Raw genomic sequence first — 19,251 nt, 5'->3', positions numbered from 1 at the left:
GGCCGCGACAGTGTCCCGGAGAGGACAAAAAGCTATCCGGCGATATGTGTGTCCTTTTTGTCCGCTTCGCGGGGTCGGGTCTCCCCCGCGTTACGGCTTGATAAACGCCATGTTCGGCCGAAGGGGCGCGAGAGGCCGTCCGATGGTGATCCCCATCACCTTTGCTCGGCGCAGAATCCCAGGTGGAACAGGGGGAGCAGGTGTCCCCGGGGTCGTCGCCCCCGCCCTCGGTCCGGCCCGTTCCTTCGCGCGTGCGAGTCCGTGCGGGTATCGGTGAAACGACCAGTGTGACCGCCCGCACCTGCCGCAACGGGGGTTCGCTGTGCGAATCTGAGCCCGTGATCGGCAGAAACACCGACCCCCGGGCGACACGCCTGCGGGGCCGCGACAGGGAACTGCGGGTCCTCGCCGAAGTACTGGACGACGCGAGGGCTCGGCGCGGCGCGTCCCTCATCCTGACGGGCGGTCCGGGGCGCGGCAAGAGCGCGCTCCTCGCCCACCTGCGCGAGAACGCCGGTGATTTCACCGTCCTGCACTGCGGGGGTGTGCCCGACGAGGCCGATCTGCCCCTGGCCGGTCTCGAACGCCTGCTGCGCCCCCTGGCCCCGCACCCCGCACCCCTGGGCGAGGCCCTGACCCGGGGCCGGGTCGACGACCGGATGTCCCTGTCCTTGTCGCTGCTCGACCGGCTCACCACCGACGAGCCCCTCCTGGTGTGCGTCGACGACGCCGACCGGCTCGACGGCCCCTCCCTTGACGCGCTGGCCTTCGCGGCCCGTCGTCTGGCCGGCACCGCGACGGCGATCGTGTTCTCCGCCCGGGACGGCCGGATCAAGCCCGGAGCCGCCGACGCCCTCGTGCCCGGGATCCCCGAACGGCACCTCCACCCCCTGGAGGAGCGGGCGCTCCACGACATCCTCACCGACCGGGCGCCGGTCACCCTGCCGGCCTCCGCACGCGCCGTCCTGGTGCGCTCCGCCCACGGCAACCCCGCCGTCCTCCTGGGCCACCTGGAATCGCCGTCGGTCGATCCCGAGGACCCCACCTCGGAGGCCCCGCGTCTGCCCGACCGGCTCCGCGCCGACCTGCTGTCCCCCTACCGCGACCTCCCCGAGCGCACCCGTTCCCTGCTGCTCCTGGCGGCCCTGGGCGAGGGGATCCCCCTCCACCTGCTGTCGCGGGCCGCCGGAACGGAGGGCTCGGCGGTGGCCGACCTGGAGTCCGCCGAGGACCTCGGCCTGGTCCGGGTGGAGGACGACATCGTCGTCTTCACCGACCCCCTGGTGGGGCGGGCGTTCACCCAGGGCGCCCCGGCCGCCGCGGTGCGAGCGGCCCACCGGGCCCTGGCCGGGGTCACCGACCCCGATTCGGACCCGACGACGTTCGCCCGGCACACCGCCGCGGGCGCGGACGCCCCCGACGCGGACCTGGCCGACTCGGTGGTCGCCGTGGCGCGCCGGGCCAAGCGCGTGGAGGGTCGGACCGCCGCGGCCCTGGTCTACGAACGGGCCGCGGCCCTCACCCCCGACCCCGACATCCGCGCCTGCCGATTGACCAGCGCCTCGTACGAGACGTACATGGCGGGCCGCTCCGAGCAGGCCGGACGGATCCTCTCCCGGGCCAGGCCGCTCGCGGTGACCGATCGGCGGCGCGCCCTGGTCGACCTGGTCGACGCCCAGATCGCGATGCGCGGCTCCAACGCGGTGGACGTCGCGGAGCGTCTCTACACGGTCGGCCGTGACCTCATTCCGCACGACCGCGAACTGGCCCTGCGCACCCTGGTGCGCTCGGCCGACTCCGCCTCGCTGGCCGGGGACCCGGCCCGGCACGCCCGCGCCGCCAGGCTCGCGCTGCCCCTGGTCCGCCCCGACGATCCCGAACCGGTGCGCCTGGTCGCCGCCTTCCTGGAGGGGTGCAGCATCTCCTTCCGGGGTGATTACCCCGGCTCCACACCGCTGCTGCGCGAGGCCACCCGGCTGGCCGAACTCGTCGACAAGCCGTCGGAACTGATCTGGTCGGGCATCGCCGGGCTGCGTCTGTCCGACGACCCCTTCGTCCGCCGGTCCACCACCCGCGCGGTGGAGGTCGCCCGGCTCACCGGGGAACGCGCGACGATCCCGGCCGCCCTGGGGTTCCTGGTGTTCTCCGAGTTCTGGAGCGGCCGGTTCCCCTCCGCCGCCGGGACCGCGCTCAACGGCCTGCGGGTCTCCCGGGAGAGCGGGCAGACCATCTGGGCCACCCAGCACCTGGCGTCCCTGGCGATGATCGCGGCCATCCAGGGCGACATCGACACCTGCCGGATCCGGGCGCGCGCCGTCGCCACCCAGGCGGGGGAGAACAGCCTGGGTCTGGCCGCCGCCCTGGCCTCGTGGGCGCTGGCCGTCCTGGAACTGTCGCGCGGCAACGCGGCCGAGGCCTTCTTCCGGTTGCGCTCCCTGGTCCACGCCGGCCCCGGACACGGGCACCCGACGATGCGGCTGCTCACGGCGCCGCACTTCGTCGAGGCGGCGACACGGATCGGCGAGATCGAGTGGGCGCGCACCTCCCTGGCCGGTTACCGCCGCTGGGCCGACGCGATCGGCTCGCCGAGCGCGATGGCCCTGGCCGAACGCGGCGCCGGTCTGCTGGCCCCACCGGACGAGGCCGCCGACCACTTCGAGAGCGCCCTGGCCCTGCACCGGGCCTGCGGCGACGACGACGTCGAACACGCCCGCACCCAGCTGCTCTTCGGCGCCTTCCTGCGTCGGGCGCGGCTGCCGGGGCGGGCCCGCGAACACCTGCACAACGCGCAGGAGTCCTTCGAACGCTTCGGTGCCCGGCTGTGGGTCCGACAGACCCGCGCCGAGCTGCGCGCCCTCGGAACGGGGGAACGCGGTCCGGAGTCACCGTCCACGGGCGAGCTGACCGCGCAACAGCAACAGATCGCCCGGTTGGTCGCCGAAGGCGCGACCAACCGCGAGGTGGCCGCGCACATGTTCATCAGCCCACGCACGGTGGAGCACCACCTGCGCGGCATCTTCCGCAAGCTCGGCATCAGGTCCCGCGTGGACCTGGCCCGCCTCTTCAACTGATCATCCGGGGACACGGGCGACGGTGCCCGACATCCCCTTCATACCAACCGGTCGGTATACCACGCCGATCCGCGACACGGAGAAAGGCGGGGTGAAAGGCATCCCATGACGACGACAGCGACCGAACACCTCCTGACCGCAGAGGGGATCACCGTCCGCTTCGGGGGACTGACCGCTCTCGACGACGTCGATCTGCGCGTTCGCCCGGGCGGTGTCACCGGACTCATCGGACCCAACGGGGCGGGCAAGACCACCCTGTTCAACGTGCTCTCCGGCGTCCTGCGCCCCACCTCGGGGACCATCACCTGGAAGGGGGCACCGCCATCGAACCGCAGGACCCACCACCTGGCCCGCGCCGGGATCGCCCGCACCTTCCAGGGCCTCAACCTCTTCCCGCTGATGACCGTCCTGGACAACGTCGCGGTCGGCGCCGACCGCCTCGCCCGAGGAGGACCCCTCTCACTCCTCACCGGGCTCGGCCGCCACCACCGGGACGAACGCGAACTGCGCGAACGCGCCATGGCCGCACTGGAGCGGTTCGGTGTCGCCGACACCGCGTACCGCCTTCCCGGCACCCTTCCCTACGGCGTCCAGAAGCAGGTCGCCCTCGCCCGCGCCTGCGTCGGCGATCCCGAACTGCTCCTGCTCGACGAACCCGCCGGCGGCCTGTCCGGCGGACAGATCGGCGATCTCGCCGCGCAGATCCGCGAACTGGGCCGGGACATGGCCGTCGTCCTGGTCGAACACCACATGGACCTGGTCATGGAGGTCTGCGACCACATCGTGGTCCTCAACTTCGGCCGGGTCATCTCCACCGGAACCCCCGACGAGGTGCGCGCCGACCCCGAGGTCACCCGCGCCTACCTCGGCACCACCGACGATGGGAACGAATGATGAGCGCCCTGCTGGAGGTCGAGGACCTCACCGCCTCCTACGGCGCGATCCGCGCTCTCGACGGCGTCTCCTTCACCGTCCCCGAACGCGGCTTCCGGGCGATCCTGGGCGCCAACGGGGCGGGCAAGACCACCCTCCTGCGCACCATCACCGGTCTGCACCGCGCAGGGTCCGGCCGGGTACTGCTCGACGGCGAGGACATCACCCGCCTGCCCGCCGACCGCGTCATCACCCGCGGCCTGGCCCACGTCCCCGAGGGCGGTGGCGTCATCACCGAACTGACGGTCGAGGAGAACCTGCGCCTGGGCGCGCTGTGGCGCACCTCCCGACGCGACCGCGCCACCGAGGCCGAGGTGCTGGAGCTGTTCCCGCCCCTGGTCGAACGGCTCGGCCGGTCCGCGGGCACCCTCTCCGGCGGCGAACGCCAGATGCTCGCCATCGGTCGCGCCCTCATGGCCCGCCCCCGGATCCTCCTGCTGGACGAGCCCTCCCTGGGCCTGGCGCCCCTGGTCACCAAACAGATCTTCACCCTCCTGCGCGACCTGCGCGAACGCACCGGGCTCACCGTCGTCCTGGTCGAGCAGAACGCCGCGGGCGCACTGGCCGCCACCGACAGCGGCGTCGTCCTCAACCAGGGCCGGGTGGCCGCCGAGGGCGACTCCGACGAGCTGCTCTCCGACGACCGCACGCGCCACGCCTACCTGGGCTTTTGAGCCCGGATCCCGAGGAGGACCCCCCATGGACCGCTTCGTCGACCTGACCTTGAGCGGATTGGCGTCCGGCGCGATCTACGCCGCCCTGGCGCTGTCCCTGGTCATCATCTACCAGGCCACCCGCCTGGTGAACTTCGCCCAACCCGCCATGGCGCTGGTCGCGGTCTACACCGCGGCCACCGTCGCCCCGCTCACCGGCTCCTACTGGATCGGCTTCATCGCCGCGCTCACCGTGGGCACCGCCGTCGGAGCCCTCGCTGAACGGTTCATCGTGCGGCCGATCGCCCGCACCTCCCAGCTCAACGCCATCATCGTCACGCTCGGCCTGCTCCTGATCGCCCAGGGCGGGGTCGGCATGATCTGGGGCAACCAGCAGCACGGATTCGGCTACGCCTTCGACTACGTGGGCCGACTGTCCCCGGCGGACGTCTTCGCCCTCGTCTCGGTGGGCACCGTCGCCGTACTCCTGTTCTGCGTCTACCGCTTCACACCGCTGGGGCTACAGATGCGCGCCGCGGCCTTCCGGCCGGAGGCGGCCCGGCTCAGCGGGGTCAAGGTGGGGTTGATGCTCACCGCCGGGTGGGCGTTCTCCGCCCTCATCGCGGCCCTCGCCGGCATGCTCGCCGGCCCCCCGTTCATCTCGCCCAACGTGTTCGACATCGTTTTCGTCTACGGCATCACCGCGGCCGTCGTCGGCGGCCTGGACAGCCCGTTCGGCGCGATCATCGGCGGTCTGCTCGTGGGGCTCGGCATGTCCTACGTCTCCGGCTACGCCGGTCCCGAGCTGGCCACCCTCACCGCCCTCGCCCTCGTCGTCCTCGTGCTGAGCGTGCGTCCCGACGGCATCCTGTCCCGCCCGACCGCGCGAAAGGTGTAGCCATGTCCACGTCCGCCACCGAGCGCGAACAACGCGCCCCCGTGTCCGGCCCCGCGTCGACCGCCCGGTCCCCGCGCGAGCGTTGGCGCGCGCTGCCCTCCCCGCTGCGGCACCTGCTCCTCGCCGCTCTGGCGCTCGTCGTCGTCACCGGCCTGCTCCTGGTCACCGGTGACCTGACCGCCCTGCGCTTCGCCGCCGTCGGCTACACGATGCTCTCCATCGCCGGCCTGCAACTCCTCGTCGGCGGCAGCGGGCAGGTGTCCCTGGGACACGGCGCGTTCATGATGATCGGCGCCTACACGATGGCGCTGCTGGTCGGCAACCTGCCGATGCTGCCGCTGAGCGCGAACCTGGTCCTGGTGGTCGTCGTCGCGACCGTGGCCGGCGTCCTCGTCGGCGCCGCCACCGCCCGTCTGCACGGCCCCTACCTGGCGGGCGCCACGCTCATCCTCGCCGTCGGCCTGCCCGGTCTGACGCACCGCTACCACGAGTTCCTCGGAGGCAGCAACGGGCTCACCGTGCGCACCGCCGGGGCGCCGCCCTTCCTTCAGGGCCTGCTCTCCGCCAGCGAGTGGAAGGCGCTGGTGGTGTGGACGACCGTGGTCATCGGCCTGGCCGTCCTGGCGACCGTCTCCACCGGCCGATTGGGCCGGCGCATGCGCGCCATCCGCGATGACGAGACCGCAGCCGCCATGTCCGGCATCCCGGTCGGCGCCACCAAGGTCGTCGCGTTCGTCATCGCCTCCGCCGCCGGCGGCCTGGCCGGCGGACTCCAGGTCTACGTCCTGGGCACCGCGACCCCGAGCATCTTCACCCTGGCGCTGTCGCTGACCCTGCTCGCGGCCCTGGTCCTGGGCGGCATCGGCAGCATGTGGGGCGCCCTGTGGGCCGCGCTGGCCGTGGTCTACCTGGAGATCTGGCTCTCGGACGCGGTCCGTGCCTTCTCCCTGAGCCGGGATGTGGAGAACAACCTGCCGATCGTCCTGTTCGGCGTGCTCCTCATCCTCGTCCTGCGATTCCAGCCCCTGGGCTTCCACGGGATCCTGCAACGCCTGGGCGCGCGCCTGCGCTCCGGCCGCCACTGAACCGACCCTTTCCATTCCCGCTCATCCCCGCTCTCCACATCGCACACCCCCCCACCCGAAGGAGAACATCGTGCGCACCACGACAATCACGGCGCGAAGGGGCACCCTGGCCGCCGCGCTCGCCCTGACCCTGGCCGCCACCGCCTGCACCGGCGCGGGCGAGGTCGCCGAGCAGGACGGACCGGACCTGTCCGTGTCCACGGGTGTCACCGACGACGCCGTCGTCATCGGCACCCACCAGCCCCTCACCGGCCCCGCCGCCGCGGGTTACGCGTCGATCTCGCGCGGTACCGCCGCCGTGTTCGACCACATCAACGAACAGGGCGGCATCCACGGCCGGCAGATCGACTACCGGGTCGAGGACGACGGCTACGACCCGGCGCGGACGATCGACGTCACCCGCAAGCTGGTCATCGAGGACGAGATCTTCGCGATGCTCGGCGGTCTGGGCACCCCGACCCACGGCGGTGTCGTCGACTACCTCAACGAGGAGGGCGTCCCCGACGTCTTCCCCGCCTCGGGCGCGCTGGCCTGGAACAACACGGAGGAGCACCCGCTCACCTACGGCTGGCAGGTGGACTACACCAAGGAGGCCAAGATCCAGGGTGAGTACATCACCGAGAACTTCCCCGACCAGGCGGTCGGCTACCTGTACCAGAACGACGACGTCGGCGAGAACTCCCAGGAGGGTCTGGACCAGTACCTCACCGATGAGGTCGTGGCCCGGGAGCACTACGAGTCCGAGGCTCCGGACCTGAGCTCCCAGATGGCCGAGTTCAAGCGGTCCGAGGCCGAGGTGATCGTCTGCTCCTGCATCCCGGCGTTCGTCGCGCTCGGCATGCTGGAGGCGGCGAGCATCGACTACCAGCCCCAGTGGGTGGTCTCCAGCATCGGTGGCGACACCGCGACCCTCCAGGGTCTGCTGGCCCAGTTCACCAAGGACACCGACGCCGAGGGGGTCCCCGCCGACGCCTTCCTGGACGGTCTGATCATCACCGGCTACATGCCCCGGGTCGAGGACCCCGATGACGAGTGGGCGGCGTTCTTCGCCGACATCTACGAGGAGTACGGGGAGGGCGACACCCTCACCAACACCCACCTGTACGGCATGACCCAGGCCGTGATGTTCGCCCAGGTCCTGATGTCCGCCGGTCCCGACCTCACCCGGCAGGCGCTGATCGACGCCCTGGAGGCGCAGGAGTGGCAGGGCCCCGGCGCGGTCCCGTTCTCCTCGTCCGACGGTGACCACGGTGGCCACCAGGGCGCCTACGTCGTGCAGTACAACGAGGGCGGCGAGACCGAGATGATCCAGGGCGCCCGGGTGACCGACCGCGACGGCGGGCTCATCGAGGAGAGCGACTACGAGCCGCTGTCCCCGGAGGAGCTGGTCTTCCACGACTGATCGACCGATCGGTCGGTTCGAGCACAGGGCGGGGCCCGGGGGATCCCCCGGGCCCCGCCCCTTCGTCGTCGTCCGCCGGCCCGGTCCGGTGGGGCGGGCGCGACTCCCGGAGGTCTTCGGGGCGTCCTCTTCGCGGAGGGCGTCCCGCGCCCGCCCGTCCACGGTCCGGTCCGGGGGCGGCCGCGTCTTCCGGAACGCCTTCGGGGCGTCCCCTCGGAACGCCTTCGGGGCGTCCCTTCGCCGCGAGGGGTCCGTTTCCTCCCGTCCCCGCCGGTCTGCGGGGACGGGCGGTCGTGTCCCCTCGGCGAGCGCCCTCCACGGGGAGGGTTCCCCGCCGGACCGTCCACGGTTCGCTCCGGTGGGGAGGTCGTCTCCCCCGGGGCGTCCCCTCGCCGCGAGGGGTCCGTCCCTCCCGCGTGTCCCCGACCCGGCCCGCACGGCCCCGCCGTGAAGGCGGGCGACCGCCCCTCACCGCCGTGTTGTGGGGACGAGCGGCCGTGGACGCCGGGGAACGTGTCGCGGGCACTCTCACGGAACCTCCGTACCGGTTCGGGGACACGGCTCGGGCGCCGCTTCCCCGGCTTCGGTCCCGACGACGGCGGCCGCTTCTCCGGGCGCGCAAAGGGGACGGCGCCCCGGGAGGGTCTCCCGGGGCGCCGCCCTCGACCGTGCCGCGCCGGTCAGTGCGGGCAGGAGTCGCGGTAGTCGGAGAAGTCGGTGCCGAAGCCGGTGCGCGGCGGCGGGCACAGGAACTGGTTGTAGCGGGTGTCGTCGTCGACGAACCGCTTCAGCCAGGAGATGGAGTACTTGGCGATGGTGGTGTTGGAGACGTTGGGTGCGAAGTGGCTCGCGCCGCGCAGCTCCAGGTAGGCCCGGTCCAGCGAGGAGGGCAGGCTCTCGTAGAACGGGATGGAGTGGGTGCGCACCGAGGCGACGCTGTCGCTCTCCGCGCCGATGATCAGGGTCGGCACCCGGAGGCTCGACCACCGCTTCTGGGTGTGCCAGGGGGTGAGCGGGATGGCCGCCTTCAGTTCGGGGCGGTCATCGGCGACCGCGAGCGTGCCGCCGCCGCCCATGGAGTGACCCATCACGGCCAGGCGGGATCCGTCCACCCGGTCGGCGACCCGGCTGTCCTCGACCAGGTAGTCCAGGGCGGCGTCGAGCTGCCGACCCCGGCTGTCGGGCTGGTCGTAGCGGGTGATGGTGTCGATGGTGAACACCACGAAGCCCTGAGAGGCGATCCGGTGCCCGTACCAGGACATGGACGACTCGCTCGCGGTGTAGCCGGGAGCGATGACCACGCCGCCGAAGGTGCCCTGGCTGCGGTCGGTCGGGTAGTAGATGGTGCCGCCGCCGAATCCGCTCACCAGCGAGGACACGGAGACGGTCGCGGTGTCGAAGTGGCCGCGCGTGGCGGTGACACTCTGCTCGGTGGGGGCGGGCCCGCGCTCGTAGGGGTTGGCGGCGTGGGCGGGGGCGGTCGCGCCGGCCGTGACGGCACCGGCCATCAGAACGGCGGCGGCCGTGCGCGCGACCCACGAACGGAGTCGGCGGGGGGCGGGATCGGTCGTCGATCCCGGGGGAAGGGTCGTCGTGTGCACTTCACACCTTTTCTGCGGGAATCCGCGCTCTCCGAGGAGAATGCGGATCGGGGGGAGTGCGCCTTCACGGCGCGGGGGAGAAAGGGACGCCGTCCCGACCGGAGCGGTATGCCGCCGGTTGTTTTCGGGCGATTTCCTGCTTTCACTATCGTGACGATCCGATGAACGCGCATCCGTTGGATCACCGGTCGTGGTGATCGCGTGGACCCAAAGTGATCGATCATGATGGCCAATAAGGGCGAACGTAACAAACTTCCCAATTCGGTCACCTGTGCAGGGAGCGCCACCAGGTGAACAGCCGACCGAGCAGGTCGTCCGCCGGGGCATGCGCCTCGTCCGGCGGTGTCGGCCCGGCGTCGGTGTTCGCCGGGACGGCCGGTTCCCGGGGCGGGAGCGGCTCACCCGGGACGAACACCACGGGCAGGGCCGACAACCCGCGCACGAACGGGGACGGCACCCGCCGCAGTCCGGCCGGGTCCACCGCCGGGCGCAGCCCGACCAGGCGTTCGTGCAAGGCGCTCACCCCGGTCGCGGCGATCATCCGGGCCAGCTCGTGGGCCGGACACGCGTGCGGTCCCGCGCCGAACATCAGGTGGGCCCTGGCCCCGCGCACCACACCGGTCTCCTCGCGACCGCGCCGCACCGCCGGATCCCGGTGCGCCGGGTCGAACCCGATGAGCAGCGCGTCGCCCGCCCGCACCTCCGTGTCGCCGATGCGCACGTCCTGAAGGGCGAAGCGGGCCGGGAGGACCTGGAACGGCGTGTCCGTCCACATGACGTGATCGAGCAGTTCCCGGATGGAGAGCCGGGCGTCGGAGTGCGCGGCGCGGATGCGCTCCTCGGTGAGGAGTGTGCGCATCGTGTTGCCGATGAGATGTGTGGTGGGTTGGTGGCCGGCGCTGTTCATGAGCGCCGCCTGATGCGCCACCTCGTGATCGGTCAACCCGTTGGCGTGCTCCAACATCCACGACGCCAGATCACGGCCCGGCTTCCGCCGTTTGCGGGCGACCAGTCCCGCGAAGTACTGCTGGATCCGGATCATCGCGTCCTCCGCCCGTCTGGCGTCGTCCCCGAACACGATCCCGGTGAGATCGCCCAGCATGTGACCGTAGCCGTCGGGCAGGCCGTACAGCCGGTTGAGCACCAGGACCGGGAGCGGATCGGCGAACCCGCCGATGAGGTCGGCCTCGCCGTCGGCGATGAAGGAGTCGATGAGGTCGTCGGCGATCCGGCGCACGTCCCGGGCGGTGGCGGCCATGTCCACCCGGGAGAGGGCGGACACGATCGGCCCGCGCAGCCTGGTGTGATCGGCGCCGTCCGCGTACAGGACGTTGGGCCGCCAGGACAGGGCCGGGCGGGCCGTGGCCAGGTCGATGCGGCCGTTGAGGACCTCGCGCCAACGCCGGGTGTCGCGGGAGAACAGGTGCGGATTCTGCAACACCGTGAGGTTCTCGTGGTAGCCCAGCAGGAGCCAGGCGCGCACCCCCGGTTCCAGCTCCACCGGGGCGATGGAGCCGTGACGTTCGCGCAGTTCGTCCCAGAGGGAGTCGCGTCCGGTGTCCGGGGTGGGGCCGTAGAAGCGCGGAAGGGGGGCGGCACGGCCGCAGGAGGGCGTGCCGTCGGAGGAACGGGTGGTCATCGGGTGCGCGGTACCCGCGGAACAGGGGCCGCTTCCCTCCCTTCGGAGAACGGGGGTGTGCGTGCGCGGGGAGGGCGGGATCGTCCCGATGGTGATGAGGACCGGCGCGGTGGTCGGCGCCCTGATCGTGGCATTGTAAGAGGCCCGAGCGATCGTTTTCAATGCTCTCGCGAAAATGCGTTCACACGGTCGGGTCCTTCTTTGATAAAAGAGTCTTCTCATTAAAAAGAAGACCTTTGTTCCATACGCCGTAAGAAGTCGATGACCGGGTGTTACGGGCCAGCCTGGCATGCCCCGGGGACAATCCGAGCGGGTCGTCGCGAACCCTTCCGGAGGCTCTCCTTTTGTCGGTGTCGACCCGTAGTGTTCCTCTTGTGAGCGATCGATGGAGTACCGACGACGTATGGGCCGTCGCTCCGGACGCCTCGTCCCGCAAGGCCGCCCTCAAGGTGGCCAAGGCGGCGTCGTGGCCGGAGCGGGGAACGGTCGCCGCTCCCACGGGCGGCACCTCCGCCCTGTGGGGCGAGTGCGAGGGCAGCGGATCCAAGCCCTACCTGGCCGCCGTCCACTTGGACGGCGTCGGCGGCACCGCCTACAAGTGCAGCTGCCCCAGCCGCAAGATCCCCTGTAAGCACGTGCTGGGCCTGCTCGCCCTGTGGTCGCAGGGCGAGGTCGGCGTTCGGGAGGAGAAGCCCTCCTGGGTCGGCGCCTGGCTCGACGGCCGGGCCGCCCGGCGGGCGCGTGCCGAGGGCACCGCCCCGGCCGTCCCCGTCGACCCGGCCAAGACCGCCGCCACCCTCCGGGCCCGAGAGGAGTCCGTCGGCGCCGGCCTGGGCGAACTGCGGATGTGGCTGTACGACCAGATCGACGCGGGCTTGGCCGAGGTCCCCAAACTCGGCTACGACCACTGGGACCGGATGGCCAAGCGCCTGATCGACGCCAAGGCCGGCGGTGCCTCCGGTCTGGTCTCCCGGCTTCCGACCGTGGCCCGCCAGGAGAGCTGGCCCGAGCGGGTGCTGGAGCACATGAGCCTGATCCACCTGCTCATCGACGGCTACCGGGCCGGCGACGCCGTCGGAGAGCGGACCCGGGGCGCGGTCCGCTCCCGGGTCGGCATCGCCCTCAAGACCGAAGAGGTGCAGGCCACGGGCGAGCGCGTCCGCGATACCTGGCTGGTGCTCGGACGGCGTTCGGTCGACATGCCCGAGAACGACGTACGGGGCCTGCGCGTGTGGCTGCGCGGCGTCGACAGCGGGCGCACGGCCCTGGCCCTGAGCTTCGGCCGCGCCGATCAGGCGCCCACCACCCCCTACCGGGTGGGCACCGCGATCGACGCGGACCTGGCCTTCTACCCCGACGGACACCGCGTCGTCCCGACCGCGGGCACCGACCGTCCCGCCTCCGTCCCCGAGGGCACCACGATCTCCGTCGCCCTCGACTCCTTCGCCCGGGTCCTCGCCGAGGACCCCTGGAGGGAGGCCTGGCCGGTGGTCCTCGCCGAGGCCGTCCCCGCCCGGGACGACCGCTGGTACCTGGCCGACCCCTCCGGTGACGCCCTGCCCCTGGCCACCGACTCCCCCCGACGTCTCCTCGCGGTCACCGGCGGGAATCCCTCCACCGTCGCCGCCGAATGGGCGCCGGGCGAAGGACTGACCCCCATCGCCGTATGGGACCGGACCGGAAAGGCGATCCCCCTGTGACCACCAACCCCCCGGCCCACGGCGGGTACACGGCCCCCGAGGACCCGCTGGCGGCCGTCGACTCCTGGGACCACCTGGTCTCCACCGCACTCGTGGGAACCGCCCGCCGGTCGGTCCCCGTCACCCCCGACCTGCCCGAGACCCCCGACACCGAGGGCGCGACCGCCCTGCTCGACCGGGCCGCCCTGGCCACGGTGCGCCGCCTGGCCGGGTACACCCCCGCCCGGGTCGTGCCGATCGAACCCGACACCGCGTCCGGCCCGCCCGAGGTCGGTCCGCAGGCCGCCGCGCGCCTGGGCGTCATCCTGGCCGACCGCCCCGAGCTCCTGACCGAATGGCTGGAACTGGTGGCCGTGGCCGGCCGGTGCGCGCCCGCCGAACACCTGCCCGACCTCCTCGACCGAGGCGCCCGCGACAGCGGCCTGCGCCCCGCCATCGCCGCCGCCTGCGGACCGCGCGGCCACTGGCTCGCCCGCTTCGAACACGACTGGTCCTACCTGCTCGCCGAGTCCGGCTCCGGTGACGTGTTCGACGAGAAGACCTGGCTGCACGGCACCGAGGGCGAACGTCGCCGCATGCTCTGCGCACTGCGCGCCGCCGACCCCGCCCGGGGCCGCGAACTGCTCGCCGGGATCTGGGACGACCTGCGCAAGGCCGAACTGCGCCGCCGTCTGCTGGAGGCCATGGAGATCGGGCTGGGCCCCGACGACGCCGACCTGCTCGACCGGGCCCTCGACGACCGGGGCGCCAACGTGCGCGGCCTGGCCCTGTCCCTGCTCACCCGGCTGCCGCACAGCGCCCACGCCGACCGCCTGCGCGACCACGTTCGCTCCCACGTCCGGACCGGACCCGGGCGCACGATCGTCCTCACCCCCGTCGAACGCGAGGAGACCGGGTTGTTCCGCGACCTGGCGCTGGTCCGGCCCACCGGGGAGATCAGCCGCCGCGAACGCGCCGAGCACCTGTGGACGCTCATCACCCGCGCCCCGCTCGACGTGTGGACCGACCTGTTCGACACCGACCCCGCCGGGGTCTTGGACCGGCTCTCCGACGACGCCGAAGCGCACGACGCCCTCCTCAACGCCATCGGCGTCCACGAGGACCCCGTCTGGGCCCGGTCCGCCCTCGGACTCCTCGAAGGCCGGGTCGCCGAACGCATGGTCAGCACCGCCCGGGACCGCCGCTCGCTCCAACTGGAGCCACTGCTGCGGGTCCTGTCCGCGGAGGAGCGCTGCGCCCTGGCCGAACGCTCCTTCGGACCCAAGACCGGCACCCGCGACGTGTGGTCGCTGCTCAACGCGGTCCCCGGACCGTGGGCCACCGACCTCTCGCACCGGATCGTCCGGCGCCTTCAGGGCAAGGGCTGGGAGCGGGACCACGGCGGCTACCGGTCCGTCTGCCTGCTCGCCGCCGAGCGCATGCCCCCCGAACTCGTCCACGACCTGCCCGAGGAGACGCCCGCCGCGTCCGCCGTCGGCGACACCGGCGATTCCGCCTACCGGAACCTTCGGGACACCCTTCGTTTCCGCCTCGACATGCACAGGGAGCTCTAGTTGACCACCCCCGCCCCCACCATCGCCACCGACACGGCCGCGGCCCTGCGCCCGCACGCGGAGCAGACCTACGCCGCCGAACTGGAGGCGCTGGCCAAGGCCGACGACCGGCAGCGCCCCCCGGGCTGGAAGCTCTCCCCCTGGGCGGTGACGCGGTACCTGTTGGGCGACACCCTGGAGGACGGCACCGAGATCAGCCCCAAGTACATCGGCGCCCGCCGCGTGGTCGAGGTCGCCGTCGCCACCCTGGCCACCGACCGCGCGCTGCTGCTCATCGGCGTCCCCGGCACCGCCAAGACCTGGCTGTCGGAACACCTGGCCGCCGCGATCTCCGGTGACTCCACCCTGCTGGTCCAGGGCACCGCGGGCACCTCCGAGGAGGCCGTCCGGTACGGCTGGAACTACGCCCGGCTGCTCGCCGAGGGCCCCTCGGAGGCGGCGATGGTGCCGAGCCCCGTGATGACGGCGATGTCGCGCGGCGCCATCGGCCGTATCGAGGAGCTCACCCGCATGCCCTCCGACGTGCAGGACGGCCTCATCACCGTGCTGTCGGAGAAGGCCCTTCCGGTGTCCGAGCTGGGCATCGAGGTGCAGGCACGGCGCGGCTTCAACATCATCGCCACCGCCAACGACCGGGACCGGGGCGTCAACGACCTGTCCAGCGCGCTGCGCCGCCGGTTCAACACCGTGGTGCTGCCGGTGCCCGACAGCGCCGAGGACGAGGTCCGCATCGTCACCCAGCGAGTGGAGCAGCTGGGCCGGTCGTTGGAACTGCCGGAGGTGCCCGCCGGCCTCACCGAGATCCGTCGGGTCGTCACGGTCTTCCGGGAGCTGCGCTCCGGGATGACCGAGGACAACGGCACCAAGGTCAAGTCGCCCAGCGGAACCCTGAGCACCGCCGAGGCGATCTCGGTGCTCACCAACGGGATCGCGCTGGCCGCGCACTTCGGCGACGGCGTGCTGCGCCCGGCCGACGTCGCCGCCGGCATCCAGGGCGCCGTCGTCCAGGACCGGGTCTCCGACGGCGTGGTCTGGCGCGAGTACCTGGAGACGGTGGTCCGCGGCCGCGAGGGTTGGGGCGAGTTCTACCGCGCCTGCCGCGAGGTGGGCGCCTGATGGCCCGACTGGACACGAGCGGTCTGCACGTCCTGGGCGTGCGGCACCACGGGCCGGGGTCGGCCCGCGCGGTCCGGGCGGCCCTGGCCGAGATCAAACCCGACGCGGTCCTCATCGAGGGACCGCCCGAGGCCGACGCGCTGATCCCGCTGGTGGGGGAGCTGGAGCCCCCGGTGGCGCTGCTGGTGCACCTCGCCGATCCGCCCGGTGCGGAGAAGGTGAGCGGTGCCACGGAGGAGAAGACCACCGCGGCCCGACGGCCGGGCGGGGCGGACGGCGGCGGGTGGGCGTTCTGGCCCTTCGCGGTGTTCTCACCCGAGTGGGAGGCGCTGCGCTACGCCGTCGCCAACGACGTTCCGGTGCGGTTCTGCGACCTGCCCGCCGCGCACACCCTCGCCGGGCGCATCGCCGAGGAGGCCGACGAACCGGAGAACGCGGAGGATTCCGGTGAGGGAGGGGAGGAGGGACCGACCGAGGACCCCGAGGCCGTGGGCCGCGACCGGATGCGCCTGGACCCGCTCGGCGTGCTCGCCGAGGCCGCCGGTTACGACGACGCCGAACGCTGGTGGGACGACGTCGTCGAGCAGCGCGGCGACGGCGAGCCCTCGCCGTTCCCCGCGATCGCCGACGCCATGGCCGCCGTCCGCGCCGAGAGCGGCCCCGAGCGGGGTCGGGGGGCCCGCCGCGAGGCGTACATGCGCCAGGTGCTGCGCGCCACCCTCAAGGAAGGGCACGAAAGGGTCGCCGTCGTCTGCGGCGCCTGGCACGCACCCGCCCTGCGCGACGTCGCCGACCACCCGGTCCGCGTCGACACCGACCTCCTCAAAGGGCTGCCCAAGGTCAAGGTCAACGCCACGTGGGTGCCCTGGACCCACGGTCGACTCGCCTCCGCCAGCGGATACGGCGCGGGCGTCAGCTCACCCGGCTGGTACCACCACCTCTACACCGCCCCCGACCTGCCGGTCCACCGGTGGCTCACCGAGGCGGCCCGGCTGCTCCGTGAGGAGGGGCAGCCGGTATCGTCCTCCCACGTCATCGAGGGGGTGCGGCTCGCCGAGAGCCTCGCCGTGCTGCGCGGGCGTCCGCTCGCCGGCCTCGACGAGGTGTCCGAGGCGCTCACCGCGGTCCTGTGCGAGGGCGAGCCCACCCGGGCCGCCCTGGTCCACCGGACCATGGCCATCGGCGAACGCATGGGCTCGGTGCCGCCCACCACGCCCATGGTCCCGCTCCAACGCGACGTCATCGCGGCGCGGAAACGGCTGCGGCTCAAGGCCGAACCGTTCGACCGCGACCTCGACCTGGACCTGCGCAAGGAGAGCCAGCGCGAACGCAGCGTCCTCCTGCACCGGCTCCGGCTGCTCGGAGTCGACTGGGGGCACCCCCGCGACTCCGAGAGCGCGGGCAAGGGCACGTTCCGGGAATCGTGGCGGCTGCGCTGGGAACCCGAACTGGACGTGGCGCTCATCGAGTCGGCCCGGTGGGGCACCACCCTCGCGACGGCGGCCACCGCCCGGGTCACCGAACTCGCCGCCGACGCCGCACTGCCGGAACTGACCGCACTCACCGAGCGCTGCCTGTTCGCCGACCTGGCCGACGCCCTGCCCACCGTGCTTGCCCTGCTCACCGACCGGGCGGCCACCGACAACGACGTCACCCACCTCATGGGGGCGCTGCCCCCGCTGGCCCGGTCGGCCCGCTACGGCGACGTGCGCGGCACCGACGCCGCGCACCTGCGCACCGTCGCCGAGGAGATCCTGAGCCGTGTCCGCGTCGGGCTCCCCCCGGCCGTGCACGGTCTCGACGACCAGGCCGCCGCCGAGTTCGTCACCCGTATCGACCGCACGCACTCCGCCGCCACCCTGCTGGGCGGCGAGGCGCTCGCCGACTGGGAGGCCACCCTGCGCTCCCTCGCCGACCGGGAGACCCTGCCCGGTCGGATCGCCGGCCGCCTCAACCGGATGCTCTCCGACGCCGGCCACCTCACCGCGGAGGAACTGCGCCGCCGCCTGGGCCTGGCGATGTCCCAGGGCGTCGAACCCGCGGAGGCCGCCGCCTGGCTGGAGGGCTTCCTCCAGGGCAGCGGGCTCATCCTGGTCCACGACGACCGGCTGCTCGGCCTCATCGACGCCTGGCTGCTGGGCCTGCCCGAGGAGCGGTTCACCGCGGTCCTGCCGCTGCTGCGCCGTACCTTCGGGGCGTTCGACGGATCCGAGCGCCGTGAGATCGGCGGAGCCGCCTCCCGCCTGGGCGGCGACCGGCCCACGATCGTCCGCGCCCGGGTCGCGGTGGACGTCGACCGCGCCGCCCCGGCCCTGGCCACCGCCCTGGCCATCCTCACCGACGGAAGGAAACGCGTGTGAACGCCGTGGACGAGCGCGAGCGCCGCTGGCGGCTGGTACTGGGCCGTGAGGCCCGCTGCGCCTCCGGTCTGGGCGCCACCGACCAGGCCATGGACGCCGCGCTGGAGGCCCTGTACAACCGGGGCGACGCCGCCTCCGCCGGCGGCGAGCGCAGCGCCGGCCTGGGCGGGTCCGCCCCCCGGGTGGCCCGCTGGCTCGGAGACATCCGGGAGTACTTCCCGAGCACCGTCGTCCAGGTCATGCAGAAGGACGCCATGGAGCGGCTCGGCCTGCACCAGCTCCTCCTCGAACCCGAGATGATGGAGGCCGTCGAACCCGACGTCCACCTGGTCGGCACCCTGCTCTCCCTCAACCGGGTCATGCCCGACGAGGCCCGTGAGTCGGCCCGCGCCCTGGTCCGCAAGGTCGTCGAGGACCTGGAACGCCGGGTGGCCCAGAAGACCCGCTCGCTGGTGCAGGGCGCCATCGACCGTTCGGCGCGCACCCACCGGCCGCGTCGCGTCTCCGACATCGACTGGAACGCGACCATCCGTCGCAATCTGGCCCACTACCTGCCCGAGTACCGCACGATCGTCCCGCAGACCCTGGTGGGTTACGGTCGGCGCAGCCAGGGAGTGCAGAAGGACGTGGTGCTGGCCATCGACCAGAGCGGTTCGATGGCGTCGTCGGTGGTGTACGCCAGCGTGTTCGGGGCCGTGCTGGCCTCCATGAAGACGCTGCGCACCTCGCTGGTCGTGTTCGACACCTCGGTGGTGGACCTGACCGAGCAGCTCACCGACCCGGTGGAGGTGCTGTTCGGCACCCAGCTGGGCGGCGGCACCCACATCAACAAGGCGATCGCGTACTGCCAGGGGCTGATCGGCCGGCCGAACGATTCGATCTTCGTGCTGATCAGCGACCTGTACGAGGGCGGTGTCCGAGCGGAGATGTTGCGCCGGATCGCCTCCATGCAGGCGGCCGGGGTCCAGGTGGTGGTGCTGCTGGCGCTCTCCGACGAGGGCGCGCCGTTCTACGACCGGGAGAACGCCGCCGCCCTGGCGGAGATGGGCGTCCCCGCGTTCGCCTGCACGCCGGACGTCTTCCCGGAGCTGATGGCGGCGGCGATCCAGGGGCAGCCGCTCACCGCCTGGGTGGACCGGCAGAAGGAGGCCTGAGAATTCGGGCCGTCCGGTGGGGTCATGGGGTGTTCACCGGCACGACACCACCGGAATACTCGATCCGGGCGGGCGGGGCTGTGGCG

At 72.5% G+C, this 19,251-nt stretch carries 13 protein-coding genes; 11 read left to right on the top strand and 2 right to left on the bottom strand.

The window, feature by feature from the left end:
- Positions 1-338 precede the first annotated feature (338 nt).
- The 6 genes from PWG71_RS27240 (at position 339) to PWG71_RS27215 (ending at position 8,042) form a co-directional block, all read left to right on the top strand.
- A complete protein-coding gene (locus PWG71_RS27240) occupies positions 339-3,071 on the top strand; it encodes a LuxR C-terminal-related transcriptional regulator (RefSeq protein WP_274812896.1) in 2,733 nt (910 codons plus the stop codon).
- A gap of 105 nt (positions 3,072-3,176) precedes the next feature.
- On the top strand, positions 3,177-3,965 hold the full coding sequence (locus PWG71_RS27235) for an ABC transporter ATP-binding protein (RefSeq protein ID WP_274812894.1): 789 nt from the start codon (positions 3,177-3,179) through the stop codon (positions 3,963-3,965).
- Positions 3,962-4,678, top strand: coding sequence for an ABC transporter ATP-binding protein (locus tag PWG71_RS27230; protein ID WP_397220960.1), 717 nt, complete (start codon positions 3,962-3,964; stop codon positions 4,676-4,678). The genes PWG71_RS27235 and PWG71_RS27230 overlap by 4 nt, the downstream gene beginning before the upstream one ends.
- A 25-nt stretch (positions 4,679-4,703) precedes the next feature.
- Positions 4,704-5,555, top strand: coding sequence for a branched-chain amino acid ABC transporter permease (locus PWG71_RS27225; RefSeq protein ID WP_274812892.1), 852 nt, complete (start codon positions 4,704-4,706; stop codon positions 5,553-5,555).
- A gap of 2 nt (positions 5,556-5,557) precedes the next feature.
- Entirely contained in the window at positions 5,558-6,640 is a 1,083-nt protein-coding gene (locus PWG71_RS27220) for a branched-chain amino acid ABC transporter permease (protein WP_274812891.1), read from the top strand.
- A 70-nt stretch (positions 6,641-6,710) separates the two neighbouring features.
- Positions 6,711-8,042, top strand: a complete 1,332-nt coding sequence (locus PWG71_RS27215) for an ABC transporter substrate-binding protein (protein WP_274812890.1) — start codon at positions 6,711-6,713, stop codon at positions 8,040-8,042.
- Positions 8,043-8,722: 680 nt separating this feature from the next.
- Here the strand turns inward: PWG71_RS27215 and PWG71_RS27210 are convergent.
- On the bottom strand, positions 8,723-9,550 hold the full coding sequence (locus PWG71_RS27210; RefSeq protein ID WP_274812911.1) for an alpha/beta hydrolase family protein: 828 nt from the start codon (positions 9,548-9,550) through the stop codon (positions 8,723-8,725).
- Between the two features lie 358 nt (positions 9,551-9,908).
- A complete protein-coding gene (locus PWG71_RS27205) occupies positions 9,909-11,282 on the bottom strand; it encodes a cytochrome P450 (RefSeq protein WP_274812889.1) in 1,374 nt (457 codons plus the stop codon).
- A gap of 449 nt (positions 11,283-11,731) precedes the next feature.
- On the opposite strand from PWG71_RS27205, the gene PWG71_RS27200 reads away from it, so the two are divergent.
- Genes PWG71_RS27200 through PWG71_RS27180 form a run of 5 tightly spaced genes read left to right on the top strand, consistent with a single transcriptional unit; the run spans position 11,732 to position 19,165 of the window.
- A complete protein-coding gene (locus PWG71_RS27200) occupies positions 11,732-12,982 on the top strand; it encodes an SWIM zinc finger family protein (RefSeq protein WP_274812910.1) in 1,251 nt (416 codons plus the stop codon).
- Complete coding sequence (locus tag PWG71_RS27195; RefSeq protein ID WP_274812888.1) at positions 12,979-14,535, top strand: DUF5691 domain-containing protein; 1,557 nt, start codon at positions 12,979-12,981, stop codon at positions 14,533-14,535. Before PWG71_RS27200 ends, PWG71_RS27195 begins: the two co-directional genes overlap by 4 nt.
- Positions 14,536-15,651, top strand: a complete 1,116-nt coding sequence (locus PWG71_RS27190) for an ATP-binding protein (protein WP_274812887.1) — start codon at positions 14,536-14,538, stop codon at positions 15,649-15,651.
- Positions 15,651-18,011 carry a DUF5682 family protein gene (locus tag PWG71_RS27185; RefSeq protein WP_274812886.1) on the top strand — a complete coding sequence of 787 codons (2,361 nt, stop codon included), beginning with the start codon at positions 15,651-15,653 and terminating at the stop codon, positions 18,009-18,011. The genes PWG71_RS27190 and PWG71_RS27185 overlap by 1 nt, the downstream gene beginning before the upstream one ends.
- Positions 18,008-19,165, top strand: coding sequence for a VWA domain-containing protein (locus PWG71_RS27180; RefSeq protein ID WP_274812885.1), 1,158 nt, complete (start codon positions 18,008-18,010; stop codon positions 19,163-19,165). Before PWG71_RS27185 ends, PWG71_RS27180 begins: the two co-directional genes overlap by 4 nt.
- Positions 19,166-19,251 lie beyond the last annotated feature (86 nt).

The sequence above is a fragment of the Nocardiopsis sp. N85 genome (genome assembly GCF_028882275.1).
Classification (GTDB): Bacteria; Actinomycetota; Actinomycetes; order Streptosporangiales; family Streptosporangiaceae; genus Nocardiopsis; species Nocardiopsis lambiniae.
This window is presented reverse-complemented; position numbering and strand designations above follow the sequence as displayed.